At 72.0% G+C, this 25,820-nt stretch carries 25 protein-coding genes; 22 read left to right on the forward strand and 3 right to left on the reverse strand.

Annotation, left to right across the window (positions count from 1 at the left end):
• Positions 1-354: 354 nt before the first annotated feature.
• Entirely contained in the window at positions 355-1,137 is a 783-nt protein-coding gene (locus tag ABD286_RS00820) for an ABC transporter permease (protein ID WP_344189318.1), read from the reverse strand.
• Positions 1,134-1,844: an ABC transporter ATP-binding protein gene (locus ABD286_RS00825; RefSeq protein ID WP_344189320.1), complete on the reverse strand. Its 711-nt coding sequence runs from the start codon at positions 1,842-1,844 to the stop codon at positions 1,134-1,136. Before ABD286_RS00825 ends, ABD286_RS00820 begins: the two co-directional genes overlap by 4 nt.
• A gap of 183 nt (positions 1,845-2,027) precedes the next feature.
• Here ABD286_RS00825 and ABD286_RS00830 point away from each other — a divergent pair, with 183 nt between their 5' ends.
• From ABD286_RS00830 to ABD286_RS00885, 12 genes are all read left to right on the forward strand, one after another.
• Complete coding sequence (locus ABD286_RS00830) at positions 2,028-2,219, forward strand: hypothetical protein (RefSeq protein WP_344189322.1); 192 nt, start codon at positions 2,028-2,030, stop codon at positions 2,217-2,219.
• A gap of 116 nt (positions 2,220-2,335) precedes the next feature.
• A complete protein-coding gene (locus ABD286_RS00835; RefSeq protein ID WP_344189324.1) occupies positions 2,336-2,512 on the forward strand; it encodes a hypothetical protein in 177 nt (58 codons plus the stop codon).
• 94 nt (positions 2,513-2,606) lie between these two features.
• Entirely contained in the window at positions 2,607-5,699 is a 3,093-nt protein-coding gene (locus tag ABD286_RS00840) for a helix-turn-helix transcriptional regulator (protein WP_344189326.1), read from the forward strand.
• A gap of 60 nt (positions 5,700-5,759) precedes the next feature.
• Positions 5,760-6,545 carry a helix-turn-helix transcriptional regulator gene (locus ABD286_RS00845; protein WP_344189328.1) on the forward strand — a complete coding sequence of 262 codons (786 nt, stop codon included), beginning with the start codon at positions 5,760-5,762 and terminating at the stop codon, positions 6,543-6,545.
• Complete coding sequence (gene sufB, locus ABD286_RS00850; protein ID WP_344189330.1) at positions 6,542-7,963, forward strand: Fe-S cluster assembly protein SufB; 1,422 nt, start codon at positions 6,542-6,544, stop codon at positions 7,961-7,963. The genes ABD286_RS00845 and sufB overlap by 4 nt, the downstream gene beginning before the upstream one ends.
• The gene (gene sufD / locus ABD286_RS00855) at positions 7,960-9,162 is read left to right on the forward strand and encodes a Fe-S cluster assembly protein SufD (protein WP_344189332.1); all 1,203 of its coding nucleotides are present in this window, start codon (positions 7,960-7,962) and stop codon (positions 9,160-9,162) included. Before sufB ends, sufD begins: the two co-directional genes overlap by 4 nt.
• On the forward strand, positions 9,159-9,533 hold the full coding sequence (locus ABD286_RS00860; protein ID WP_344189334.1) for a non-heme iron oxygenase ferredoxin subunit: 375 nt from the start codon (positions 9,159-9,161) through the stop codon (positions 9,531-9,533). The genes sufD and ABD286_RS00860 overlap by 4 nt, the downstream gene beginning before the upstream one ends.
• Before the next feature lie 2 nt (positions 9,534-9,535).
• Positions 9,536-10,306 carry a Fe-S cluster assembly ATPase SufC gene (gene sufC / locus ABD286_RS00865; protein ID WP_344189336.1) on the forward strand — a complete coding sequence of 257 codons (771 nt, stop codon included), beginning with the start codon at positions 9,536-9,538 and terminating at the stop codon, positions 10,304-10,306.
• A gap of 35 nt (positions 10,307-10,341) precedes the next feature.
• Positions 10,342-11,652 carry a SufS family cysteine desulfurase gene (locus ABD286_RS00870; RefSeq protein ID WP_344189338.1) on the forward strand — a complete coding sequence of 437 codons (1,311 nt, stop codon included), beginning with the start codon at positions 10,342-10,344 and terminating at the stop codon, positions 11,650-11,652.
• A complete protein-coding gene (gene sufU, locus ABD286_RS00875) occupies positions 11,652-12,149 on the forward strand; it encodes a Fe-S cluster assembly sulfur transfer protein SufU (RefSeq protein ID WP_344189340.1) in 498 nt (165 codons plus the stop codon). Before ABD286_RS00870 ends, sufU begins: the two co-directional genes overlap by 1 nt.
• Complete coding sequence (locus ABD286_RS00880) at positions 12,146-12,475, forward strand: metal-sulfur cluster assembly factor (protein ID WP_344189342.1); 330 nt, start codon at positions 12,146-12,148, stop codon at positions 12,473-12,475. The genes sufU and ABD286_RS00880 overlap by 4 nt, the downstream gene beginning before the upstream one ends.
• 34 nt (positions 12,476-12,509) lie before the next feature.
• Positions 12,510-13,034 carry an acVLRF1 family peptidyl-tRNA hydrolase gene (locus ABD286_RS00885; RefSeq protein WP_344189343.1) on the forward strand — a complete coding sequence of 175 codons (525 nt, stop codon included), beginning with the start codon at positions 12,510-12,512 and terminating at the stop codon, positions 13,032-13,034.
• Positions 13,035-13,037: 3 nt separating this feature from the next.
• Here ABD286_RS00885 and ypfJ read toward each other — a convergent pair whose 3' ends face one another.
• Positions 13,038-13,958, reverse strand: a complete 921-nt coding sequence (ypfJ, locus tag ABD286_RS00890) for a KPN_02809 family neutral zinc metallopeptidase (protein WP_344189345.1) — start codon at positions 13,956-13,958, stop codon at positions 13,038-13,040.
• Positions 13,959-14,164: 206 nt separating this feature from the next.
• Here ypfJ and ABD286_RS00895 point away from each other — a divergent pair, with 206 nt between their 5' ends.
• The 10 genes from ABD286_RS00895 to ABD286_RS00940 all read left to right on the forward strand — a co-directional run bounded on the left by ABD286_RS00895 (position 14,165) and on the right by ABD286_RS00940 (position 25,810).
• The gene (locus ABD286_RS00895) at positions 14,165-15,766 is read left to right on the forward strand and encodes an ABC-F family ATP-binding cassette domain-containing protein (RefSeq protein ID WP_344189347.1); all 1,602 of its coding nucleotides are present in this window, start codon (positions 14,165-14,167) and stop codon (positions 15,764-15,766) included.
• 174 nt (positions 15,767-15,940) lie between these two features.
• Positions 15,941-17,617, forward strand: coding sequence for a nitrite/sulfite reductase (locus ABD286_RS00900; RefSeq protein WP_344189349.1), 1,677 nt, complete (start codon positions 15,941-15,943; stop codon positions 17,615-17,617).
• Positions 17,614-17,826, forward strand: a complete 213-nt coding sequence (locus tag ABD286_RS00905; RefSeq protein ID WP_344189351.1) for a hypothetical protein — start codon at positions 17,614-17,616, stop codon at positions 17,824-17,826. The genes ABD286_RS00900 and ABD286_RS00905 overlap by 4 nt, the downstream gene beginning before the upstream one ends.
• Positions 17,823-18,575, forward strand: coding sequence for a phosphoadenylyl-sulfate reductase (locus ABD286_RS00910; RefSeq protein ID WP_344189353.1), 753 nt, complete (start codon positions 17,823-17,825; stop codon positions 18,573-18,575). Before ABD286_RS00905 ends, ABD286_RS00910 begins: the two co-directional genes overlap by 4 nt.
• Positions 18,557-19,501 carry a sulfate adenylyltransferase subunit CysD gene (gene cysD, locus ABD286_RS00915; RefSeq protein ID WP_344189355.1) on the forward strand — a complete coding sequence of 315 codons (945 nt, stop codon included), beginning with the start codon at positions 18,557-18,559 and terminating at the stop codon, positions 19,499-19,501. Before ABD286_RS00910 ends, cysD begins: the two co-directional genes overlap by 19 nt.
• A 97-nt stretch (positions 19,502-19,598) precedes the next feature.
• Positions 19,599-20,960, forward strand: a complete 1,362-nt coding sequence (locus tag ABD286_RS00920; protein ID WP_344189357.1) for a sulfate adenylyltransferase subunit 1 — start codon at positions 19,599-19,601, stop codon at positions 20,958-20,960.
• Positions 20,960-22,264, forward strand: coding sequence for a uroporphyrinogen-III C-methyltransferase (gene cobA, locus ABD286_RS00925; RefSeq protein ID WP_344189359.1), 1,305 nt, complete (start codon positions 20,960-20,962; stop codon positions 22,262-22,264). The genes ABD286_RS00920 and cobA overlap by 1 nt, the downstream gene beginning before the upstream one ends.
• Before the next feature lie 10 nt (positions 22,265-22,274).
• Positions 22,275-22,979 carry a sirohydrochlorin chelatase gene (locus ABD286_RS00930; RefSeq protein WP_344189361.1) on the forward strand — a complete coding sequence of 235 codons (705 nt, stop codon included), beginning with the start codon at positions 22,275-22,277 and terminating at the stop codon, positions 22,977-22,979.
• Entirely contained in the window at positions 22,976-23,836 is an 861-nt protein-coding gene (locus tag ABD286_RS00935) for an enoyl-CoA hydratase/isomerase family protein (protein WP_344189363.1), read from the forward strand. Before ABD286_RS00930 ends, ABD286_RS00935 begins: the two co-directional genes overlap by 4 nt.
• A gap of 102 nt (positions 23,837-23,938) precedes the next feature.
• The gene (locus tag ABD286_RS00940; RefSeq protein ID WP_425565346.1) at positions 23,939-25,810 is read left to right on the forward strand and encodes an ABC transporter ATP-binding protein; all 1,872 of its coding nucleotides are present in this window, start codon (positions 23,939-23,941) and stop codon (positions 25,808-25,810) included.
• Positions 25,811-25,820 lie beyond the last annotated feature (10 nt).

Below are 25,820 nucleotides of genomic sequence, written 5' to 3' on the forward strand. Positions count from 1 at the left end.
GGGCCTCCTGCCGCCCGGGGTCGTGGTCACGGAGCACCCCGCGCTGCTGGTCATCGACCTCGTGGCGATCCCGCTGTGCCTCGCCGGCGCCGTGACCGCGTGGCTGCTGCGGCCCGGACAGCGCGCCGGCAAGCTGCGCCACCGGGCGTGGCTGCTGTGGCCGGCCCAGGTGGGCACGGCCGTGATGCTGGGCCACGTCCTGTCGAACATCGCCTTCGCCCTCCCGGGGGTCGCCGCAGGCAACGGGGTGAGCGACGCCCGGTGGCGGTACGTGCTGGTCTACGAGCCGTTCTGGCTGCTCGGCGGTCTCGCGCTGGGGGCGACGGTGGTCGCCTTCCGTCGGGAGCTCGCGACTCAGTCGCTCCAGCGGAACAGGCGCCGGGCGAGCGCGGTCGCGACTATGCCCCACACGGCCAGGACCGCCCAGTGGGCCGGGCTCGCGGCCCCGTCGACGAGTGCGGCGCGCAGGCTGTCGCCGAGCGCTGCCGACGGCAGCAGCCCGACGACCGGCGCGAACCGGTCCGGCAGCTCGCTGCCCGCCACGACCACCCCACCGAGGGCGAGCAGGACGAGCCACACGAGGTTGGCCAGGGCGAGCACGCCCTCGGCGCGCAGCGTCCCCCCGAGCAGGAGGGCGAGGGCCACGAACGCCCATGTGCCCAGCAGTGTCGAGACCAGCGCAGCCGGTATGCCGCCCCAGCGCGGCTCCCAGCCGAGCACGAGGCCGACCCCGGCGATGACGACGAACTGGAGGGCGATGACGGCGAGCACGGCGGTCGCCTTGGCCAGCAGGAGGCCGGTCCGCCCCAGCGGCGAGACGCCGAGCAGGCGCAGCACGCCGTAGCGCCGGTCGAAGCCGACGGAGATGGCCTGTCCGGTGAAGGCCGACGAGATCACGCAGAGGGCCAGCACGCCGGGCACGACCAGGTCGACGCGGCGCCCCTGACCGACCGAGATGCCCGTGGTGTGGACGAGGCCGATGAGGACGGCGACCGGCAGGACCAGGGCGACGAGCAGCTGCTCGCCGTTGCGCAGGAGCGTGGTGGCCTCGAACCGTGCCTGGGCCAGCACCCGGTCGCGGGCCCGCGCCGCTGCAGGCGTGACGCGGGTCTCCGGTGCGTCGGACGCGGCGCTCATGCGGCGGACCTGCGGGTCAGGGCGAAGTAGCGGTCCTCGAGGCGCTCGCCCGCGGTGACCTCGGCCAGCGAGCCCTGCGCGACGACCTGCCCGGAGGCGACGACGACGATGTGGTCGGCGAGGCGCTCGGCCTCCTCGAACGAGTGCGTCGTGAGGACGACCGCGGCGCCGGCATCCGCGACCTCCCGGACGAGGTCCCAGACGTCCAGCCGGGCGTGCGGGTCCAGCCCGGCACTCGGCTCGTCGAGGAACGCGACCTCGGGGCGTCCGACCAGGGCGGCCGCGAGCGCCACGCGTTGCTTCTGGCCACCGGAGAGGCGCCGGACCGAGGTGCTCGCGAAGTCGGCGATCCCGAGGCGGGTGACCAGCTCGTCGAGGGGAGCCGGGGCGGCATACAGCGAACGCAGGTGCCGCAGCAGGGGGAGGGGACGCGCGGCGTTCGGGAGGCCACCGTCCTGGAGCATCACGCCGACACGGGCGCGGTGGTCGGCGCCCGCGTTCCACGGGTCGGTGGACAGGACGCGGACCTCGCCGGCGTCACCGCGGCGCAGGCCCTCGCAGCACTCGACCATCGTCGTCTTGCCGGCGCCGTTCGGGCCGAGGACGGCGGTGACCTGCCCCGACTGCGCCGACCAGGAGGCCCCGTCGAGGGCGACGACGCCGCCGTAGCGCTTGACGAGGCCGGACACGGCGACTGCAGGTGGCACGGCCCGAGTGTAGGTCCGCGCACGCCCGCGGCCCGCCTCGGGTGCTGCGGGGCCTCAGGCGGTCGTGCGACGCCAGGACGCGGGCCCGGACTGGGCACCTGCCCCATGTGGAGGGGCACCTCAGGCGCGAAGTCTCGGTCCTGCCGCACCCGCCCGGACGCGGCAGGACCGAAGGAGTCGACCATGAGCCTCACCGCCCACCCGTACGTCGTCCTCGCCGAGCAGCAGTGGAAGCAGCAGAGCCTCGGCCACGCGAACCTGGCGCCCCGTCGCCCGTCCAGGACCCGCATCCGGCTGCGGTCCGTGCTGGGACTCGCCCTGACAGGACTGCACGTCCAGCGGCACGACGCACGGCACCGCGCACGGCCCGTCTGAGGTGTCCCGGACCGGTCGCCGGTCCGGATAAGGCATCTGCCCCATGTGGCCCCCCACCTCAGCCGCGCAGCGTGGGACCCGTCGAAGCACCACCACGAGAAACCGAGGAGAACACCATGAGCATCAGTGCAGACCCGCTGTCCGTCGCCGCCGAGGTCGCCTACCGCCGCGAGAGCCTGTCCGCCGGGCTGCCGACCGTGGGTCGGGCCCGTCGCCACCACGGCCTCGTCGAGAGCCTCCTGCAGCGCAGCCCCCGCCTGCACCACCGCCACGGTGCCGCGCGTCCGGCCTGACGTGGGCAGCGCGGCCGTCGTGGGCGTCGTGGGCACCGCGACAGGGTCCCCGTCGGCGCTTCGGACCCACCCCGCCGGGGCGAACGCCTCTGACATGATCGACGGCGTGGGTCTGGATGCCGGCGGGAGCAGCCTGTTCGTGGGGCGGGCCGAGGAGGCCCGCCGCCTCGTCGCCCTCACCGGAGTGGGCTCGCCTGGGGTCGGTGGTCCTGGCGCCAGTGGTCCCGGTGCTGGTGGTCCCGGTGCTGGTGGTCCCGGTGCTCGTGGTCCCGGTGCCGGGGCTCCCGGTGCCAGGCACGGCAGCGTCGTCCTGTCCGGGGATGCGGGGATCGGCAAGACGCGCCTGCTCGCGGAGGTTGCCCGCACGGCCCGCGACCAGGGCTGGACGGTCCTCGTCGGGCACTGCCTGAGCGAGGCCGGGCAGTCGCTGCCCTACCTGCCCTTCCTCGAGCTGTTCGGCCGGCTCGAGGCGCTCGTCCCCGAGCAGGTCGAGCGATCCGCCAGAGCGCACCCCAGCCTGTCCCGGCTCCTGCCGGGCCACCGGTCGGAGGCCTACGCCCCGGGGATCCCCGGCGCGAACGGGCCGAGTGCGAACGGCCCCGGCGCGAACGGCCCCGAGGCCACCGACCGCGGCGACCTCGTCGCAGCGGTGCACGCCGCCCTCGACGAGATCGGGGCCACCACGCCCCTGCTCGTCGTCATCGAGGACGTCCACTGGGCCGACCAGTCCTCGCGCGACCTGCTGACCCTGCTGTTCACGCGCGGCTTCACCCACCCCGTGAGCGTCGTCGTCTCCTACCGCAGCGACGACCTGCACCGCCGACACCCGTTGCGCGCGACGCTGGCGCACTGGTCCCGGCTCGCCGAGGTCGAGCGCCTCGACCTGCCGCCGCTGCCCGACGCCGCGGTCCGCGAGCTCGTCCACGGTCTCCAGACGCACCCGCTCGACGACGGCGACGTCCGGGCCGTGGTCGAACGCGCCGAGGGCAACGCGTTCTTCGCCGAGGAGCTCGTGGCCGCCTCGGCCCTCGGGGGCGCCCGCCTCGCCGAGGACCTGTCGCGGCTGCTGCTCGTGCGCTTCGACCAGCTGGGTACATCGGGGCAGCACGTCGTGAGGATGGCCTCGGCCTCCGGACGGCACGTCTCCCACCGGCTGCTCGCCGCGGTCGCGGACCTCCCCGAGCACGAGCTCGACGCCGGGCTGCGCGACGCCGTGGAGCACCACGTCCTCGTGCCGCTCGACACCGGCGGGTACGCCTTCCGCCACGCGCTGCTCGGCGAGACGGTCTACGACGACCTGTTGCCGGGGGAGCGCGTGCGCGCCCACGAGAGGTATGCCGCGGCCCTCACCGCCGCCCTCACCGGAGATCGCGCGGCGGGGTCGTGGGCGGAGCTGGCGCGCCACGCCTCGGCCGCCGGGCAGCGGGACGTCGCCAGGGACGCCAGCGTCCGGGCGGGGGACGCCGCCCTGCGGATGGCCGGTCCCGAGGAGGCCTGGCGGCACTTCAGCCACGCCCTGTCGCTCACCCCGGACCACGCCCCGGACGACGAGGTGGACACGGTGACCCTGCGGGCGGCCGCCGCAGCCGTCGCCGTCGGGCGGCAGCACAAGGCGCTCGACCTGCTCCAGGAGCGCCTCGACCGGCGATCCGCCGATGCACCGCTGGTGGGGCGTGCCGAGCTGCTCGCCGCCCTCGCGACCGCCGCCCGCATCACCGAGAGCACCCTCGACACGCTGGCCACGACGACCGAGGGGCTGACGCTGCTGGATGGCGACGACGGGCACCACCCCCGTGTGCGGGCCAAGCTCCTCGCAGCCCGGGTCCAGGCGCTCGCCGACCGAGGACGCGACGAGGAGGCCCTCGTCGGGATCGACGAGGCCGTGGCCGCCGCGCGGGCCGCAGGGCTCGACGAGCTCGCCGAGGAGGTGCGGGTGGTCGCCGCCCGCATCACGGAGAAGGCCGGTGATCCCGAGGGGTCGCGACGCGCCCTCGAGGCTCTCGTCAGCTCACCCGGCCCCCTCGGCGAGGCCGCCGAGGCCCGCGCCTTCCACCACCTCGGGTGGCTCCACCACCGCGCCGGGCGGCTCGACGAGGCCGTGGACGTCTACCTGCGGGGGACCCAGCGGGCCCGCACCGCGGGACGGCCGTGGGCGCCGTACGCCTTCGACGGTCGGCTCCTCGCCGGCATCGCCGCATACGAACGAGGTCGGTGGGAGGAGTCGCTGACCATCCTCGCCCTCGAGGGCGAGGCGGCCCCCGAGCCCGCAGGGTCGTCCCTGCGGGCGGCACGGATGTACGTCGCGGCCGGTCGCGGTGACGTCGCCGCGCTCCAGGTGCTGGACGGCACCCGGCCGTGGTGGGAGCGGGAGGGGCTGGTCGCCCTCATCGCCGGCACCGCCGGCGTCGACCTCCACGGCCACGCCAACGAGCTCGACCGGGCCGTCGCCCTCCACGACGAGGTCGTCGCCCTCCTTTCGCGGGTCTGGTACCCGCTGTTCCAGGGCCAGCTGCGCCTCGGGACCCTGCTGCTCGGCCAGCTCGCCGACCACGTCCAGCGCGTGCCGACGGCCCGGCGACCCGACCTGCTGGCCCGGGGGAGCGCCATCGCCTCGACGGGCGAGGAGGTCTGGGACCAGGCCGTGACGCGCCCGGGCAACGACGGTCCCGAGTCGCGGGCCTGGCTGGCCAGGTCCCGCGCCGAGGCGCTGCGGCTGCGCTGGCTGGGGGGCGAGGACGTCGATGCCGACGAGCTCGTCGGGTCCTGGCGGCTGGCCGTGGACGCGTTCGAGACCTACGGCCACCCCTACGAGACCGCGCGCTCGCGGGCCCGACTCGGTGTCGCCCTGCGTTCGACCGGACGCACCGACGGCTCGAGCGAGCTGGCGGCAGCCCTCGAGGTTGCCGTCCGGCTCGGGGCCGAACCCCTGCGGGCCGAGATCCGCGCCGCCGGAGGAACCCGCCCCTCGAGCCGTCCGCCGTCACGGCTGGGGGAGTCCCTCACGGCCCGGGAGCAGGAGATCTTGTCCCTCGTCGCGCTGGGCCGCAGCAACAAGCAGATCGGGACCCAGCTGTTCATCAGCGCGAAGACGGCCAGCGTGCACGTCTCGAACATCCTCGCCAAGCTCGGGGTCGCCGGGCGGGGGGAGGCGGTCGCCGTCGCCCGGGAGCGCGGCCTTCTCGACTGACGGACAGGTTAGGTTCACCTTGCTATCGCGGGGTCGGGGCAATTACGTAACATCGGCGTTGTGAATATCGCCGAAGCGCCTCAGGTGCTCGAGTCGCGCACGCGCGACCGGGTGCTCCAGGCGATCAGCGAGCGCGGTCCGGTGACCGCGGCGACCCTGGCCGAGGAGTTCGGGCTCACCGCCCCGGCGGTCCGCCGTCACCTCGAGAACCTCGTCGACGCCGGCCTCATCGTCGAGCGCGAGCAGGGTCCCGCCGCCGGGCACCGCGGTCGTGGTCGCCCGGCCCGCGCCTACGTCGTGAGCGCCACCGGCCACCAGGCCCTCGAGTCCGACTACGACGACCTCGCCATGGAGGCGCTGCGCTTCCTGTCCGAGGAGGCCGGTGACGACGCCGTCCGCCGGTTCGCCGAGCAGCGCGTGCACGAGCTCGAGCAGCGGTATGCCGTGGAGCTGGCCGCCGCCGGCAGCTCACGGGCCGCACGGGTGGACGCCCTCGTGGTCGCCCTGACGCGCGACGGCTTCGCCGCTTCGGCCCGCCCGGTGGGCGAGCCCGGCAGTGCCAGCCCCTTCACCGGCATCCAGCTCTGTCAGGGCCACTGCCCCGTGCAGGGCGCGGCCCGGGAATTTCCTCAGTTCTGTGACGCTGAGACAGATGCGTTCTCGCGCCTGCTCGGTGTCCACGTGCAGCGGTTGGCGACGTTGGCGCACGGCGACCACGTCTGCACCACGTTCATCCCCACCAGCACCGTCCAGCACGCCACGACGGCGACGGACACCGCCCCCACGAGCTCCACGAACACCACCATCCCCACTGCTGTGACACGAACAGAAGGGTCTACGCGATGAGCACCAACATCGAAGAGCTGAACCCGGGTCTGAAGGACCTGGGCCGCTACGAGTACGGCTGGGCGGACAGCGACAGCGCTGGCGCCACCGCGAAGCGAGGCCTCAACGAGGATGTCGTGCGCGACATCTCCGCCCGCAAGAACGAGCCGCAGTGGATGCTCGACCTGCGCGAGAAGTCGTTGCGCCTGTTCGGCAAGAAGCCCATGCCCAACTGGGGTTCCGACCTCACCGGCATCGACTTCCAGAACATCAAGTACTTCGTGAAGTCCACCGAGAAGCAGGCCACCACCTGGGACGAGCTTCCCGAGGACATCAAGAACACCTACGACAAGCTCGGCATCCCCGAGGCGGAGAAGCAGCGCCTCGTCGCCGGGGTCGCGGCCCAGTACGAGTCGGAGGTCGTCTACCACCAGATCCGCGAGGACCTGGAGGAGAAGGGCGTCATCTTCGTCGACACCGACACGGGCCTGCGCGAGCACGAGGACCTGTTCCGCGAGTACTTCACCTCGGTGATCCCCGCCGGTGACAACAAGTTCGCCGCGCTGAACACCGCCGTGTGGTCGGGTGGCTCGTTCATCTACGTCCCGCCGGGCGTCCACGTCGACATCCCGCTGCAGGCCTACTTCCGGATCAACACCGAGAACATGGGCCAGTTCGAGCGCACGCTGATCATCGCCGACGAGGGCTCCTCGGTGCACTACGTCGAGGGTTGCACCGCGCCGATCTACAAGTCCGACTCGCTGCACTCCGCGGTCGTCGAGATCGTCGTGAAGAAGAACGCCCGCGTCCGCTACACGACCATCCAGAACTGGTCGAACAACGTCTACAACCTCGTCACCAAGCGCGCGACGTGCGCCGAGGGCGCGACGATGGAGTGGATCGACGGCAACATCGGCTCCAAGGTCACCATGAAGTACCCGGCCGTCTTCCTCCTCGGCGAGCACGCCAAGGGCGAGACGCTGTCCATCGCCTTCGCCGGCGAGGGCCAGCACCAGGACGCCGGCGCCAAGATGGTGCACGCCGCCCCCAACACCTCCTCGACCATCGTGTCGAAGTCGGTGGCCCGTGGTGGTGGCCGCACGTCCTACCGCGGCCTCGTCCAGATCCTCGAGGGTGCCCACGGCTCCCGCTCGAGCGTCGTGTGCGACGCGCTGCTGGTCGACACCATCAGCCGCTCCGACACCTACCCCTACGTCGACATCCGCGAGGACGACGTGACGATGGGCCACGAGGCCACCGTCTCTAAGGTGTCCGAGGACCAGATGTTCTACCTCATGTCCCGCGGCATGACCGAGGAAGAGGCCATGGCCATGATCGTGCGCGGGTTCGTCGAGCCCATCGCGCGTGAGCTTCCCATGGAGTACGCCCTCGAGCTGAACCGCCTGATCGAGCTTCAGATGGAAGGAGCCGTAGGTTGAGCCTGCTGGCCCAGAAGAACCCCGAGGCGACCGCCGGAGCCCACACGGACTCCGCCGCCGCCTTCGTCCCCGACCAGTCGCGCGCCGAGCGCCGGACCTCGTACGCCGTCGCGGACTTCCCCGTCCCCGGCGGCCGCGAGGAGGAGTGGCGGTTCACCCCCGTCGACCGCCTTGCTGCGCTCTTCCGCGACGAGGCGACCGGTGCCTGCCTCGACTGGAGCGAGTCGCTCCCCGAGGGTGTCACCCTGCGCACGATCCCGGTGGAGGAGTGGCGCGCGAGCGGTGCCCCGGCCCCCGGCGACCGTGCCGCAGCGGTGGCCGCCGCCCACAGCGGCGGGGTGGCCCTGGTCGAGGTCCCGGCCGAGGCCGAGCTCGACGAGCCCGTCCGCATCAGCCTGACCGGCACCGAGCGCGAGACCGTCCACGGCCACCTGATGGTGCGCGTGGGTCGTTTCGCCCGTGCCACCGTGGTGCTCGAGCACCAGGGGCTGACGGACTACAGCGAGGTCCTGTCGGTCGTCGTCGAGGACGGCGCCGACGTGACCATCGTGAGCGTCCAGGAGTGGGACGACGAGAGCATCCACCTGGCCCAGCACGACGTGGTCGTCGGTCGCGACGCGAAGGTCCGCCACATCGCGGTCACCCTCGGTGGTGGCATCGTGCGCCTGAGCACGAACGCGACCTACACCGGTCCCGGTGGCTCCTTCGAGGGCCTCGGCGTCTACTTCGCCGATGCCGGTCAGCACCAGGAGCACCGCCTCTTCGTCGACCACCAGGCGCCGCACTGCCACTCGAACGTCGAGTACAAGGGCGCGCTCCAGGGCGAGACCGCCCACACCGTCTGGGTCGGCGACGTCCTCATCCGCGCGAGCGCCGAGGGCACCGACACCTACGAGCTCAACCGAAACCTCATCCTCGACGACGGGGCGCGGGCCGACTCGATCCCCAACCTCGAGATCGAGACCGGCGAGATCGTCGGTGCCGGCCACGCCTCGGCGACCGGTCGCTTCGACGACGAGCAGCTCTTCTACCTGCAGGCCCGTGGCATCCCCGAGGACATCGCCCGACGCCTCGTCGTGCGCGGCTTCTTCGCGAGCGTCGTGGCCCGGATCGGCGTGCCCGAGGTGTCCGAGCGGCTCATGGCTGCCATCGACACCGAGCTGGGTGGCACGGCGACCCCGACCGGGGACGACGAGTGAGCGCAGCAGCAGAGCTCGTCCCCGACGAGGACTTCGTGAGGGTCTGCCGCCTCGACGAGCTCCCCGAGGTGGGTGCCGCGGCAGCAGACATCGGCGGCACGGTCGTGGCCATCGTCCGGACCAAGGACGGCAGCGTCCACGCGGTCGACGACACCTGCAGCCACGCGAACGTGTCGCTGTCCGAGGGCGAGGTCGACGGCTGCACGCTCGAGTGCTGGCTGCACGGCTCGCGCTTCGACATCCGCACCGGGCTGCCGTCGGGTCCGCCCGCGCTCGCCCCCATCAACGTGTACGCCGTGAAGATCGACGGCGACGACGTCTACGTCGCCACCACCCCCCAGAACACCACTCCCACACACCTGGAGCGCTGAGCATGTCCACACTCGAGATCCGCAACCTGCAGGTCACCGTCGAGACGGAGAACGGCACCAAGGAGATCCTCCGTGGCGTCGACCTCACCGTGAAGTCCGGCGAGACCCACGCGATCATGGGGCCCAACGGTTCCGGCAAGTCGACCCTGGCCTACTCCATCGCCGGCCACCCGAAGTACACCGTCACCGGTGGCACCGTCACCCTCGACGGCGAGGACGTGCTGGCGATGAAGGTCGACGAGCGTGCCCGCGCCGGCCTCTTCCTCGCGATGCAGTACCCCGTCGAGGTCCCCGGCGTCACGGTGAGCAACTTCCTGCGCACCGCGAAGACCGCCATCGACGGTGAGGCCCCCAAGCTGCGCACCTGGGTCAAGGACATGAAGGGCGCCATGAACGAGCTCCGCATGGACCCGACGTTCGCCGAGCGCAACGTCAACGAGGGCTTCTCCGGTGGCGAGAAGAAGCGCCACGAGATCCTCCAGATGGAGCTCCTCAAGCCCAAGGTCGCCATCCTCGACGAGACCGACTCCGGCCTGGACGTCGACGCCCTGCGCGTCGTCTCCGAGGGCGTCAACCGCGTCAAGGACAACACCGACGTGGGCGTCCTGCTCATCACGCACTACACGCGCATCCTGCGCTACATCAAGCCCGACTTCGTGCACGTCTTCGTCGATGGCAAGATCGTCGAGGAGGGTGGCTCGGAGCTGGCCGACCGCCTCGAGGCCGAGGGCTACGACCGTTACGTCGGCGCCGCTGCCACCACCACGGCCTGAGTCCGCTGACCCACTCCACCCCGAGGGTGCCCCAGATGTCGACCACCGCGACAGCGACCGTCTTCACCGACGGGGAGCTGGCCCAGATCCGGGCCGGCTTCCCGATCCTGACGCGCACCGTCCGTGACGGTCGCCCGCTCGTCTACCTCGACTCGGGGGCGACCTCGCAGCGGCACACGCGGGCCCTCGACGCCGAGCGCGCCTTCAGCGAGCAGGTGAACGCCGCGGTCCACCGTGGTGCCCACCAGCTCAGCGAGGAGGCCACCGACCGGTACGAGCAGGCCCGGGCGACCATCGCCGGGTTCATCGGCGGGGCGACCGACGAGGTGGTGTTCACCAAGAACGCCACCGAGTCGCTCAACCTCGTGGCCTACGGCTTCTCCAACTCGGTCGTCGGCCAGGCCAAGGACCCGCGGCTGACGCTCGGCGAGGGCGACGAGATCCTCATCACCGAGATGGAGCACCACGCCAACCTCGTGCCGTGGCAGGAGCTGGCGCACCGCACCGGCGCCACGCTGCGCTGGGTCGGCGTCACCGACGACGGCCGGCTCGACCTCGACGGGATCCACGGCCCCGCCCTGGGCGAGCTGCTCACCGACCGCACCAAGGTCTTCGCGTTCACCCACGTCTCGAACGTGCTGGGCACGGTCAACCCGGTCCACCGGCTCGTCGAGGCGGCTCGTTCGGTGGGCGCCCTGACGGTGCTGGACGCCTGCCAGTCGGCTCCGCACCTCGCGCTCGACGTCGCCGACCTCGGGGTCGACTTCGCGGCCTTCTCGGGCCACAAGATGTACGGCCCCACCGGGATCGGCGTCTTCTGGGGACGTCACGACCTGCTCGCGGCGATGCCCCCCTTCATCACGGGTGGCTCGATGATCGAGACGGTCCGGATGGAGGGCACGACGTATGCAGCCCCGCCGCAGCGCTTCGAGGCCGGCTCCCCGAACGCCGCCCAGGCGATCGGCCTGGCAGCCGCCATCGAGTGGCTGCAGGAGCTCGGCATGGACCGCGTGCACGCCCACGAGCAGGCCCTCACCGAGCGCCTCCTCGCCGGGCTGGCCGAGCGTCCCTGGGTCCGGGTCGTAGGCCCGGCCGACGGTGTCGACCGGGGGAGTGCGGTGGCGTTCGTCGTCGACGGCGTCCACGCGCACGACGTCGGCCAGGTCCTCGACGACCAGGGTGTCGAGGCACGCGTGGGCCACCACTGCGCCTGGCCCCTGCACCGCCGGATGAAGGCGACCGCCACGACGCGAGCCAGCCTCGCGGCATACTCCACGCCCGCGGAGGTCGACGCGCTCCTCGTGGCGCTGGACCGCGTGCCGGACGTGTTCGGGGTGGCGAGCTGATGGACCTCTACCAGGAGCTCATCCTCGAGCACTCCAAGCGACCCCAGCACGCCGGGCTCCGCGAGCCCTTCGAGGCCGAGGTGCACCACGTCAACCCGACCTGCGGTGACGAGGTCACGCTGCGCGTCCACGTCGAGGGGCAGGGTTCGGACGCAGTTGTCCGGGACGTCTCCTACGACGCCCTCGGCTGCTCGATCTCCACCGCGTCGGCCAGCGTCCTCGCGGAGGAGGTCATCGGCCACACCGTCGCCGAGGCGATGGTCACCCACGAGGCGATGCGCGTCATGCTCACCTCCAAGGGCGAGGACCCCGGCGACGAGGACGTCATCGGCGACGGCGTCGCGTTCGCCGGCGTCGCGAAGTACCCCGCCCGCGTCAAGTGTGCTCTGCTGGGATGGATGGCGTTCACGGACGCGTTGCACCAGGCAGGCATCGACACCAGCACCACCGACAGCAGCGCCGCTCCCGCCGGCACCACGAGAGAAGAGGCACGATGAGCGACACGACCACCGCCACCCCCAACGTCGCGGACGTCGAGGAGGCCATGCGCGACGTCGTCGACCCCGAGCTCGGGATCAACGTCGTCGACCTCGGCCTCGTCTACGGCATCACCGTCGACGCCCAGAAGCACGCCGTCCTCGACATGACCCTCACGTCCGCGGCCTGCCCGCTGACCGACGTCATCGAGGACCAGACGCAGCAGGCCCTCGAGGGCCTCGTGGCGTCCTACCGCGTGAACTGGGTCTGGATGCCGCCGTGGGGCCCGGACAAGATCACCGACGACGGTCGCGAGCAGCTGCGCGCGCTCGGCTTCAACCTCTGACCCGTCCCGTCCCCTCGACGACGCCCTCACGACCGTGAGTCGCGTCGTCGAGGTGTCTCCGGAGCGGTTGGACGGCTGGCTCGAACGGTTCGCCGCGAACAACCCTGAACCCGCTGCGGGCCAACAGATCTCGGCTCGTGACGAGTTCCTGCACGACCCCTTGGCGGTGCTGCTCATCCGCCGTGGAGGGTATGCCGTCGGGCTGGCGCACGGGGCCGCCTTCACCGAGTCCAAGGTGGGCACCCGGCACGTCCAGTCGCGCACGGCCGCGGGCGGCTGGTCCCAGCAACGGTTCGCCCGGCGCCGGGGCAACCAGGCCGACGAGCTGGTCCGCGCGGTGGCCGAGCACGCCCTGCGGATCCTGCCGCGGGGAAGTGCCACGGGCATCGTGGTCGGTGGCGACAAGGCCCTCGTCCGGGCCGTCCTCGACGACCCGCGGCTGGCCCACCTCGACGCGTTGCCCCGCCGTGAGCTCTACGACCTGCCGGACCCCAGGAGAGCCGTCCTCGAGGACGCGCTGAAGCGGGGCAGGGCGATCCGCATCACGATCGAGGACTGAGCCCTACTCGACGGTGGCCGGGGAGAACGTGTCGCAGCTGTTGAGGTCGCCGGACTCGTAGCCGGTGGTGAACCACTTCTGGCGGGCTGCCGCCGACCCGTGGGTCCACGACTCCGGGTTGACCCGGCCCTGCGTCTTCTCCTGGATCCGGTCGTCGCCGACCGAGGCGGCGGCGGAGAGGGCGTCCTGGATGTCCTTGTCGCTCAACGGCTTCAGGAACGCCGTGCCCTGGGCGTCCTTGGTCTGGGTGGCGTTGCTGGCCCACACGCCGGCCAGGCAGTCCGCCTGGAGCTCGAGGCGGACACCGCCGCTGTTGGCGCCCTGCGGGTCCTGCTGCGCCTTGCCGAGGGTGCCGAAGATGTCCTGGAGGTGGTGGCCGTACTCGTGCGCCACGACGTACTCCTGGGCCAGCGGTCCGCCGCTCGATCCGAACTGGTCGGACAAGATCTGGAAGAAGCTCGCGTCGATGTAGATCTGGGTGTCCAGCGGGCAGTAGAACGGCCCGACCTGGTTCGACGCGGTGCCGCAGGCCGACTGGGTGGAGCCGGTGTAGATGATCGTCTTGGCCGGGGTGTACTCGCGGCGGTAGCGGGGGAGCTCTGCCGCCCAGAAGGCCTGGACCGAGTTGACCGTGGCGATGACGCGGCAGGTGTCGCTGCGGTTGGCGTCGGCGCCGGTCTTGCACTCGGCGAACGCATTGGGGTCGGTGCTGCCGCCGGGCTCGACCTGTCCCGAGCCGCCGGTGCCGGGGTCGGTTCCGGTGCCCCCGGGCAGGTCGTTCGGGTTGATGCCGAAGACCAGCGCGATGATCAGCAGGATGATGCCGCCGACGCCGCCCCCGACGACCATGCCCCCGGGACGGCCGCCGCCCCCGCCCGACCCCACCTGGGATGTGTCGAGCTGCACGTCGTCGTTGAAGCTCATCTGACCTCCGGGGCCTCGGGCGTGCACTCGAGGGTCGAGCGACGTCGCTAGACTAGTGATCTCAGCGGCTGTGCGGCACCGGCGCAACCTGTGCACGGCGCGCCGCCCGCCGATCGGTCGTGACCGTCCCTGCATCGACGCACGGGACCGGCGCGGAGCCACGCTGAGCTGCCTGTTCTTCCTCGAAATGTGTCTGGAGTACGTCTGTGATCGCCGCCAGTGGGATCGAGCTGCGCGCTGGGTCCCGCCTCCTGCTCGACGGCGCGACCTTCCGCATCGCCGCCGGTGACCGGGTCGGCCTCGTCGGCCGCAACGGTGCCGGCAAGACCACCTTGACCAAGGTCCTCGCGGGCCAGGGACAGCCCGCTGCCGGCAGCGTCACCGTCACCGGGGAGGTCGGCTACCTGCCGCAGGACCCGCGCACCGGCGACCTGCACGTGCTGGCGCGGGACCGGATCCTGTCCGCCCGTGGCCTCGACCGCATCATCACCCAGATGCGCGAGGCCGAGGGCGCCATGGCGTCGGCCGACGACGAGACCCGCGACAAGGCGATGCGGCGCTACTCCCGCCTCGAGGGCGAGTTCACCGCTGCCGGTGGGTATGCAGCCGAGTCCGAGGCCGCGACCATTGCCAGTGCGCTGTCGCTCGACGAGCGCATCCTCGGCCAGCCCCTCGCGACCCTCTCGGGTGGTCAGCGCCGCCGGGTCGAGCTCTCCCGCATCTTGTTCTCCGGCGCGCAGACGCTCCTGCTCGACGAGCCGACCAACCACCTCGACGCCGACTCCATCGCGTGGTTGCGCGACTACCTCAAGGGATACCAGGGCGGGCTCGTGGTCATCAGCCACGACGTCCACCTGCTCGACGCTGTAGTGACCCGGGTCTTCCACCTCGATGCCAACCGCGGCGAGCTCGACCTCTACAACGTCGGCTGGAAGCCCTACCTCCAGCAGCGCGAGACCGACGAGCGCGCCCGCAAGCGCGAGTACGCGAACGCGACGAAGAAGGCCGCGGCCCTCATGGAGCAGGCCGAGAAGATGCGTGCCAAGGCCACCAAGGCCGTCGCCGCCCAGAACATGATCAAGCGTGCCGAGCGCATGGTGGCCGGCCTGGAGGGAGCCCGCACCACCGACAAGGTGGCCAAGCTGCGCTTCCCCGACCCCGCGCCGTGCGGCAGGACGCCGCTGCGCGCGTCCGGGCTGTCCCGGTCCTACGGCAGCCTCGAGATCTTCACCGACGTCGACCTGGCCATCGACCGTGGCTCGCGCGTCGTCGTGCTCGGGCTCAACGGTGCCGGCAAGACGACCCTGCTGCGCATGCTCGCCGGCGTGGACACCCCGGACACCGGGGAGGTCGAGCCCGGCCACGGCCTCAAGCTCGGCTACTACGCCCAGGAGCACGAGAACCTCGACGTGTCCCGGTCGGTGCTGGCCAACATGAAGTCGGCCGCCCCGGACTCGTTCGGCGAGACCGAGGTCCGCAAGGTGCTCGGCTCGTTCCTGTTCAGCGGCGACGACGTCGACAAGCCGGCCAGCGTGCTCTCCGGTGGCGAGAAGACGCGCCTCTCCCTGGCCATGCTCGTGGTCTCCGAGGCCAACGTCCTGCTGCTCGACGAGCCCACCAACAACCTCGACCCGGCCTCGCGCGAGGAAATCCTCGGCGCCCTGCGGACCTACAAGGGCGCCGTCGTCCTCGTGACGCACGACGAGGGCGCCGTCGAGTCGCTCGACCCCGAGCGGATCCTGCTGCTCCCCGACGGCATCGAGGACCACTGGGGCCAGGACTACCTCGACCTCATCTCCCTCGCCTGACCCCCTCCACCCCGACTTCGTACCCGCAGCCCCGCTCATGACCCCGGTTCGGGGCGGAGTGAGCGGGTCTGCGGGTACGAAGTGGCGAATGGGAAACTCCCATCCAGCTGGTGGGGGATGGGGTCGGATAATGGACGGTTATGCAATCCATAACGGTCTTGGCAGAATGGTCGGGTGACGCAGACCCCCACCCGACCGCAGCGCCAGGCAGGCAAGGCCACCGGCGCCTGGGCCGACGGCGACCGCACGCCTCTGAACGCGAACGAGGAGTTCAAGCAGGCCGACGACGGTCTCAACGTCCGCGCCCGGATCGAGGAGGTCTACAGCCGGGAGGGGTTCGCCTCCATCCCCGGCGAGGACCTGCGCGGGCGGATGCGCTGGTGGGGGCTGTACACCCAGCGCAAGCCCGGCATCGACGGCGGCAAGACCGCCACGCTCGACCCGTCCGAGCTCGACGCCGAGTACTTCATGCTGCGCGTCCGCAGCGACGGTGGTGCGCTCACCGGTGAGCAGCTGCGCACCATCGCGGGGATCAGCACCGAGTTCGCCCGCGACACAGCCGACGTCACCGACCGCCAGAACATCCAGCTCCACTGGATCCGCATCGAGGACGTCCCCACCATCTGGGAGCGGCTCGAGGCCGTCGGGCTGACGACCGCCGAGGCCTGCGGAGACACCCCGCGCGTCATCCTCGGCTCACCGGTGGCCGGCATCGCGGCGGACGAGGTCATCGACGGGACGCCGGCCGTCCGCGAGATCCTCGAGCGCTACATCGGCGACCCCGAGTTCTCGAACCTCCCGCGCAAGTTCAAGACCGCGATCTCCGGGTCGCCCAGCCTCGACGTGGCCCATGAGGTCAACGACATCTCGTTCGTCGGCGTCGTCCACCCCGAGCACGGACCGGGCTTCGACCTGTGGGTCGGCGGCGGCCTGTCCACCAACCCGATGTTCGCGCAGCGCCTCGGCGTCTGGGTCCCCCTGGACGAGATCCCCGACGTCTGGAAGGGCGTCGTGTCGATCTTCCGCGACCACGGCTACCGTCGACTGCGCAACCGCGCCCGGCTGAAGTTCCTCATGGCCGACTGGGGGCCGGAGAAGTTCCGTGAGGTGCTCGAGGAGGAGTACCTGCACCGGACGCTCGTCGACGGCCCCGCGCCGCAGGCCCCCTCGGAGCACCGCCGTGACCACGTCGGCGTGCACGCCCAGAACGACGGGCTCTACTGGGTCGGCGTCGCCCCGGTCGCCGGTCGCGTCAGCGGCGCGACCCTGGCGACGGTCGCCGACATCGCCGAGCGCTGGGGCTCCGGTCGGGTGCGCCTGACCGCCCACCAGAAGCTGCTCGTCCTGGACGTCCCGAGGGCCAAGACGCGGTACGTCAAGGCGGCACTGGCCAAGATCGGCCTGCCCGCCGAGCCGAGCGAGTGGCGCCGCGGCGTCATGGCCTGCACGGGCATCGAGTTCTGCAAGCTCGCCCTCGTCGAGACCAAGGCCCGCGCGGGCACGGTGATCGCCGAGATGGAGCGACGGCTGCCGGACTTCGACCTGCCGTTCTCGATCCACATCAACGGCTGCCCGAACTCCTGCGCCCGCACCCAGGTGGCCGACGTCGGCCTCAAGGGCATGGTGCAGACCGACGACGACGGCAACCTCGTCGAGATCTTCCAGATCCACCTCGGCGGCGGCCTCGGCACCGAGCCGCAGCTGGCCCGCAAGACCCGCGCCCTCAAGGTGCGCGCCGAGGACCTGCCCGACTACGTCGAGCGGATCGCCGGCCGGTTCCTCGAGCAGCGCGACGGCTCGGAGTCGTTCGCCCACTGGGCCCACCGCGCCGAGGAGGACGACCTGCGATGAGCGAGAGCCGCGCCGCCGTCATCTACTACTGCCCGTTCTGCGCCGAGGAGGACCTGCGCCCCGTCGAGGAGCCCCGCGGTGCCTGGCGGTGCAACGCCTGCGCCCGTGTGTTCACGGTGCAGATGGCCTCCCTCGACACCACCCGCATCCCGGGTCGTCTCCGGGAGGAAGCCGAGCTCCAGCAGCAGACGCCAGGAGGTCCGTCATGACCGCAGCGACCCGGACCCACCCGGCCGACGCCCTGCGCGCCCTCGCCGTCGAGGGTGAGCAGCGGTTCGGTGCCGTCGAGGCAGACGGTGCGCACGCGACGTACGAGGGAAGGGTGGAGGTGGCGCGTGAGGCGCTGCGCTGGGCCGCCGAGACGTTCGGCGAGAGGCTGACCGTCGCGTCGTCGATGGGCGACGAGGTGCTGGTCCACCTCGTCGGCACGACGATCCCCGGTGCCGACGTGTTCTTCCTCGACACCGGCTACCACTTCGCCGAGACCCTCGGCACGCGCGACGCCTACGAGGCGATGCTGCCGGTGAACATCCGCACCATCCTGCCGCTGCTCAGCGTCCCCCAGCAGGACGCGGAGTACGGCGCGAAGCTGCACGACCGCGACCCCAACGCCTGCTGCGCGATGCGCAAGGTCGAGCCGCTCAACCGTGCGCTGTCGACCCACGAGGCCTGGGTCACCGGCATGCGCCGTGTCGACGCACCGACCCGCACCGACATCGGCATCGTCGGCTGGGACGACAAGCGCGGCATGGTCAAGCTCAACCCGATCGCCGGCTGGACCGACGAGGACGTGGACCGCTACGTCGAGGAGCACGGGGTCTTCCTCAACCCGTTGCGCCAGGAGGGATATGCGTCCATCGGCTGTGCGCCGTGCACGCGCCCCGTCGCCGAGGGTGAGGACGCGAGGGCCGGCCGCTGGGCCGGCAAGGACAAGACGGAATGTGGGCTGCACACGTGACGACGACGGCTGCGCGGGCGCTGCCCGACGAGTACACGCTGGACCACCTCGACCACCTGGAGTCGGAGGCGATCCACATCTTCCGCGAGGTGGCGGGGGAGTTCGAGCGACCGGTGATCCTGTTCTCCGGCGGCAAGGACTCGGTCGTCATGGTGCACCTGGCGCTCAAGGCGTTCGCGCCGGCGCCGTTGCCCTTCGCCCTGCTCCACGTCGACACCGGGCACAACTTCCCCGAGGTGCTGACGTACCGCGACGAGACGGTCGAGCGGCTCGGCGTGCGCCTCGTCGTGGCCCACGTCCAGGACTACATCGACGACGGACGGCTCCGTGAGCGTCCCGACGGCACCCGCAATCCGCTGCAGACCGTGCCCCTCCTCGACGGCATCGAGGCCAACAAGTTCGACGCCGTCTTCGGCGGCGGACGCCGCGACGAGGAGAAGGCCCGGGCCAAGGAGCGTGTCTTCAGCCTGCGTGACTCGTTCGGCGCGTGGGACCCCCGCCGCCAACGGCCCGAGCTCTGGGACCTCTACAACGGCAAGCACGCCCCCGGTGAGCACGTCCGCGTCTTCCCCCTGTCGAACTGGACCGAGCTCGACGTGTGGCGCTACATCGAGCGCGAAGGCATCGAGCTGCCCGACCTCTACTACGCGCACGAGCGCGAGGTGTTCGCCCGTGACGGCATGTGGCTGTCCGCAGGGGAGTGGGGCGGCCCCAAGCCGACCGAGGAGGTGCAGACCCGCCAGGTCCGCTACCGCACGGTCGGCGACATGAGCTGCACCGGTGCCGTCGACTCCGAGGCCACCGACGTGGCCGGCGTCATCCTCGAGCTGGCCGCCTCACGCCTCACCGAGCGCGGCGCGACCCGTGCCGACGACCGGATGTCCGGGGCCGCCATGGAGGACCGCAAGAAGCAGGGCTACTTCTGAAATCCCCACGAAGTTCCGCGCTCGTCCCGCCCACGCGGAGCGTGGGACTCAGCTCCGATACTTCGCGGGGGCCCCATACATGGAAGGACACGCCGTCATGACCAGCACCGCGACCCCCGACAGCGAGGCGACCGTGACCACTGCTCCTGCCGCGGGGGCGCCCACGCGCCGCCACGACCTGCTCCGGCTGGCCACGGCGGGCTCGGTCGACGACGGGAAGTCCACCCTGGTCGGACGCCTCCTCTACGACACCAAGTCCGTGCTGGCCGACCAGCTCGACGCGGTGGAGCGGGTCAGCAAGGAGCGCGGCCTCGACGCCGCCGACCTCGCGCTGCTCACGGACGGCCTCCGTGCCGAGCGCGAGCAGGGCATCACCATCGACGTGGCCTACCGCTACTTCTCCACTGCCACCCGGTCCTACGTCCTCGCCGACACCCCGGGGCACGTGCAGTACACCCGCAACATGGTGACCGGCGCCTCGACGGCAGAGCTCGCGCTCATCCTCATCGACGCCCGTCACGGCGTCGTCGAGCAGACCCGACGCCACCTCGCCGTCACCGGCCTGCTCGGGGTGCGGCACGTCGCGGTCGCGGTCAACAAGATGGACCTCGTCGACTGGGACCAAGCGCGGTACGACGAGATCGTCACCGAGTTCACCCGCCACGCAACGAGATTCGGCATCGAGGACGTCGTCGCCGTGCCCGTGTCCGCCCTGTTCGGCGACAACATCGTGGCCCGTTCGGACCGCGCAACCTGGTATGCAGGGCCGACCCTTCTCGAGCACCTCGAGTCCGTGCCGGTCGGCACCGACCCCTCGGCGCAGCCGCTGCGCGTGCCGGTGCAGTACGTCATCCGCCCGCAGAAGGACGGGCACCGCGACTACCGCGGCTACGCCGGTCGACTGTCCTCCGGGGTGGTGCGTCCCGGTGACGAGGTCGTGGTCCTCCCCGCCGGTGCCCGCACCACCGTGGCCGGGATCGACCGGGCCCGGTCGGACGGCACCGTCGAGGAGCTCGCGGTCGCCTTCGCGCCCCAGTCGGTCGTCCTGCGCCTGACCGACGACATCGACATCTCCCGCGGCGACCTCATCGCGGCTGCAGACGAGCCCAGCCTGACGACACGGTCCCTCGCCGGGACGGTCGCCGTCGTCAACGAGCGGCCGGTCCGCCAGCGGGACCGCGTCCTGCTGCGCGTCGGCACGCGCACCGTCCGCGCGATCGTCGAGGACGTGGTGGACCAGCTCGACATCGAGACGATGGAGCAGCGCACCGCCCCGGACGGCCTCGCGCTCAACGCGATCGGACGGGTGCGCATCCGGCTGGCCGAGGACGTCGCCATCGACGACTACCGACAGCTGCGGCGCACCGGCGCCTTCCTGCTGATCGACGAGAACGACGGCTCGACCCTGGCGGCCGGCATGGCCGACGCGCCGGACCGCAGCATCGGCGAGGGCATCTGATGGCCGGGCCCGCCTACCCGCTCACCCTCGACCTCACCGGTCGTCGGGTGGTCGTCGTGGGCGGTGGGCCGATCGCGGCCCGTCGTGCCCGCGGACTGGTCGACGCCGGAGCCGACGTCGAGGTCATCGCGCCGTTCGTCTGTGAGGACGTGCACGACCTCGTCGAATCCCACGAGATCCGTTGGCACGAGCGGGAGTTCGTGGTCGGCGACCTTGTGCTCCCTGAACCGGCCTGGCTGGTGCACACGGCCACCGGTGACCGGGACGTCGACACCCAGGTGTCCCGCGAGGCAGAGGCCGCCAGGGTGTGGTGCGTGCGGGCCGACGACGCCGGCGCCTCCAGTGCGTGGACCCCGGCTGTCGCACGAGGAGCCGCCGGCTCGGCCAGCGAGGGCCTGACCGTGGCGGTCACGGCCGGGGGAGACCCCCGACGGGCCACCGCCGTCCGCGATGCCGTGCTCGCCGCCCTCGACAGCGGAACGCTCCCGGTGCGTCGGGTGCGCCGGAACACGGCGACGCCCGTCGGGCCCGGGGCCGGGACGGCAGATGGTGCCGGACCCGCATCGACCGGACGCGTGGCGCTCGTCGGGGGCGGTCCCGGCGCCGAGGACCTCATCACGGTCCGCGGCCGTGCCCTGCTCGCCGCTGCGGACGTCGTCGTCACCGACCGCCTCGGCCCCCGGGGCCTGCTGTCGACGCTGGCCCCCGACGTCGAGGTGGTCGACGTCGGCAAGACGCCGGGCAACCACCCCGTGACCCAGCAGCGGATCAACGAGCTGCTCGTCCACCACGCCCTGCTCGGCAAGCGGGTGGTCCGACTCAAGGGCGGCGACCCGTTCGTCCTCGGTCGAGGTGGCGAGGAGGCCCTGCACTGCCTCGAGCACGACATCCCGGTCGAGGTCGTGCCCGGCGTGACCTCCGCGGTGTCGGTGCCCGCCGCTGCCGGCATCCCGGTGACCCACCGCGGCATCACGGCGTCCTTCGTGGTGGCCTCGGCCCACGACGGTGCGGACCAGGTGCTGCGCGCGGCCGCCGATGCCGCCTCGGACGCCACGCTCGTCCTGCTCATGGGTGTCACGCGGCTCGGTGAGACCGCACGGGCCCTGGTCGACGCCGGACGCCGGCCCGACACCCCCGTGGCGCTCATCGAGCGTGGCTGGACCCCCGAGCAGCGCACGACCGTGACCACGCTGGAGGGTGCCGCGGCGGACGCCGAACGGGCCGGCGTGAGGGCCCCCGCCGTGGTCGTCGTCGGGGACGTCGTGTCGGTGCGTCACCGGCTCGGCGACCTGGCAGGGGAGTAGCGTCCCCGGGATGAGCACCGAGCCCGACATCGTCCTGCTCGCGCACGGGTCGCCCGACCCGCGCCACGCGAGGGGCGTAGAGACCCTGGCCGACCACGTGCGCACGCTCGCGCCCGACCGTCCCGTCCACACGGCATACCTCGACCACCACGCACCGAGCCCCAGCGAGACCGCAGCCGGCCTCGGGAGCCATGCCGTGGTGGTCCCGGTGCTCCTCACCCCGGCCTACCACGCGAAGGTCGACGTGCCCGCGGCCGTCAGCCAGATGGTCGCCGGCTCGGGGTCGCAGGTGGAGGTCGCTGCGGCGCTCGGCCCGCACCACCTCCTGCTCGACGCCGCGGAGGAGCTGCTCGCCGCCGAGGGGATCCTGCCGGATCCGTCCACCGCCGTGGTCCTGTATGCCGCCGGGTCCAGCGACAGCGAAGCCGTCGCCACCGTGGGCCAGACCATCGCCGACCACCCCCGCGAGGGGTGGGGGCGCTGGGGCGTGGCGGCGCTCGACGGGGGCGCGACGATGGAGCAGGTGCTGCGCACCATGCCCGACGAGGTCGAGCGCACCGTGGCGGTCTCGTTCATGGTCGCCGAGGGGATCCTGCGCGACCGGATGGCCCAGCACTGCGGCCGCGCCGGCGTGTCGATGGTCCCCGGGGCGCTGGCCCAGACGGGGGCGATGGCGCAGCTGGTCCTGGAGCGGGCCGATAGCGTTCTCGTGTGACCGACCCCTCGACGCCAGACCTCTCGACCCCGGACGTGACGACCCAGGGCACCGACGACGGGAGCCGTCCGCACCCGCACCTGCGCGTCCAGCAGGACGGTCCGGTGCTGACGGTGACGCTCGACAACACCGCGCGGCGCAACGCCCAGCTGCCGTCGCTGTGGCTGGCCCTGGCGGAGGTCGCGCAGGGCCTTGACGCATCGGTCCGCGTGGTCGTCCTGAGAGCCGAGGGCCCGTCGTTCTCGGCCGGGCTGGACCTGTCGGTCGTCGCCGGCGACCCGGCGAAGGCGCCGCAGGGGGAGCCGGACCTCTTCGAGATCGCCGGGCGCGGCGTCGAGGAGGCGGCCGACGTCATCGCGGGGTTCCAGCGCGGGTTCACGGCCTGGGCAGAGGCGGAGGCGGTGGTGGTCGCCGCGGTCCAGGGCCACGCGATCGGAGCGGGCTTCCAGCTGGCCCTGGCAGCCGACCTGCGCGTCGTGGCCGACGACGTCCAGCTCGCCATGCGTGAGACGTCGCTCGGGCTCGTCCCGGACCTGGGGGGCACCCAGCCGCTGGTGTCCCTCGTCGGGCCGTCCCGTGCGCTGGAGCTGTGCGCCACCGGTCGGTTCGTGGGGGCGCAGGAGGCCGTGGCCGCCGGACTGGCGAACGTCGCCGTGCCGCGCGACGAGCTCGAGGCAACGACGGCCGACCTCGTCGCGGCCCTGCTCGCTGCACCCGAGGCGGCGCTGCGCGCCCTGAAGCCGCTCCTGAGGTCGGCGGTCTCGGCCGACCGGGAGACCCAGCTCCGGGCCGAGCGGGAGACCCAGGCCGTGCTCCTGCGTGGCCTGGGCGAGGCCCGCGCCACCGGCCGCCGCTGACCACCGAGGGCGGCCCGCTGTCGGTGGGTAGGGCCATGCTGGGGAATGCCGCTGTGGGCGCAGGACGTTCCACCGCGTGACTGCAAGGAGAACCACGTGAGCATGTCCGGCTGGAGCGCGATGCGCTCCCTCACCCGGGACGGCTCGGTCAAGGACCGCAAGCTGGCCCCCGGCACCGCACGAAGGGTGCTGGGCTACGCCCTGCCCTTCAAGCGGCAGATCATCGTCTTCCTCGTGCTGGTCGTGGTCAGTGCGACCCTCGTGGTCGCGACCCCGCTGCTGCTCAAGGACCTCATCGACAACGGCATCACGCCGCGCAACCGCAGCGTGGTCGTCGAGCTCGCCCTCGTCGTGGCCCTGCTGGCCGTGGCCGACGCCGTGCTGACGCTCATCCAACGGTGGTACTCCAGCCGCATCGGCGAGGGGCTGATCTACGCCTTGCGCACCGAGGTGTTCGCCCACGTGCTGCGCCAGCCGATCGCCTTCTTCACCCGGGCCCAGACCGGGGCGCTCGTGACCCGGCTCAACAGCGACGTCATCGGTGCCCAGCAGGCCTTCACCTCGGTGCTGTCCAGCGTGGTGAGCAACGTCGTGTCCCTCACGCTGATCATCGCGGCGATGGCATCGCTGTCGTGGCAGCTGACCCTCGCGTCGCTGGCTCTGGTCCCGTTCTTCCTCATCCCCGCCCGGGTCATGGGGCGACGGCTGTCGGGGCTGACCCACGCCCAGATGAACCTCAACGCCGACCTCGGCTCCCGGATGACCGAGCGGTTCAACGTCGCGGGCGCGCTGCTCGTCAAGCTGTTCGGTGACCCGCGTCGCGAGGACCGGGAGTACGAAGGCCAGGCGGCCGACGTGCGCGACATGGGTGTGCGGATCGCGTTGAACCGCAGCGTGTTCTTCGTCGCCCTCACGTTGGTGGCCTCGCTCGCGACCGCGATGGTCTACGGGTTCGGCGGCATCATGGCCGTCAACGGCTCGCTGACCGTCGGCACGCTGCTGGCGCTCACGGCCCTGCTCGCACGGCTCTACGGCCCGCTCACGTCGTTGTCGAACGTCCGCGTCGACGTCATGACCGCGCTCGTCTCCTTCGAACGCGTCTTCGAGGTCCTCGACCTCAAGCCCCTGGTCACCGAGCGCGCCGACGCCAGGCCCATCCCGGCCGGCCCGGTCCGCGTCGAGGTCGACGACGTCGCCTTCCGCTATCCCTCAGCAGACGAGGTCTCCCTGGCGTCGCTGGAGAGCGTCGCCGCGGGAGACCGCAAGGGATCCGGGCTCGTCCTGCGCGACATCTCGTTCGAGGTCGAGCCGGGACAGCTCGTGGCCCTCGTCGGACCCTCCGGCGCCGGCAAGTCCACGATCACCTCGCTGCTCGCGCGCCTCTACGACCCGAGCGCGGGTGCCGTGCGCATCAACGGCCTCGACCTGCGCCAGGCCACCACGACCTCGTTGTCCGCGACCGTCGGGATGGTGACGCAGGAGGCCCACCTCTTCCACGACACCATCCGCGCCAACCTCGCCTACGCCGCGCCCGACGCCACCGACGACCAGGTCGTCGCCGCCCTCAAGGCTGCCCAGGTCTGGCCGCTGGTCAGTGCCCTGCCCGAGGGCCTCGACACCGTCGTCGGCGACCGCGGCCACCGGCTCTCCGGTGGTGAGAAGCAGCGCCTGGCCCTGGCCCGTCTGCTGCTCAAGAGCCCCGGCCTGATCGTCCTGGACGAGGCGACGGCCCACCTCGACAGCGAGTCCGAGGCAGCCGTCCAGCGCGCCCTCGACACCGCGCTGCGCGGCCGCACGGCCGTGGTCATCGCGCACCGGCTGTCCACCGTGCGCGGGGCCGACCAGATCCTCGTCGTCGACGGCGGGCGGATCGTCGAGCGCGGCACCCACCGCGAGCTGATGACCCGTGGCGGGGTCTACAGCGACCTGTACACGACGCAGTTCGCCGACCAGGAGTCCGACGTCCCCGCCTGACCGGTCCTCG

Source organism: Pedococcus aerophilus (assembly GCF_039532215.1).
In the GTDB taxonomy this organism is placed as follows: Bacteria; Actinomycetota; Actinomycetes; order Actinomycetales; family Dermatophilaceae; genus Pedococcus; species Pedococcus aerophilus.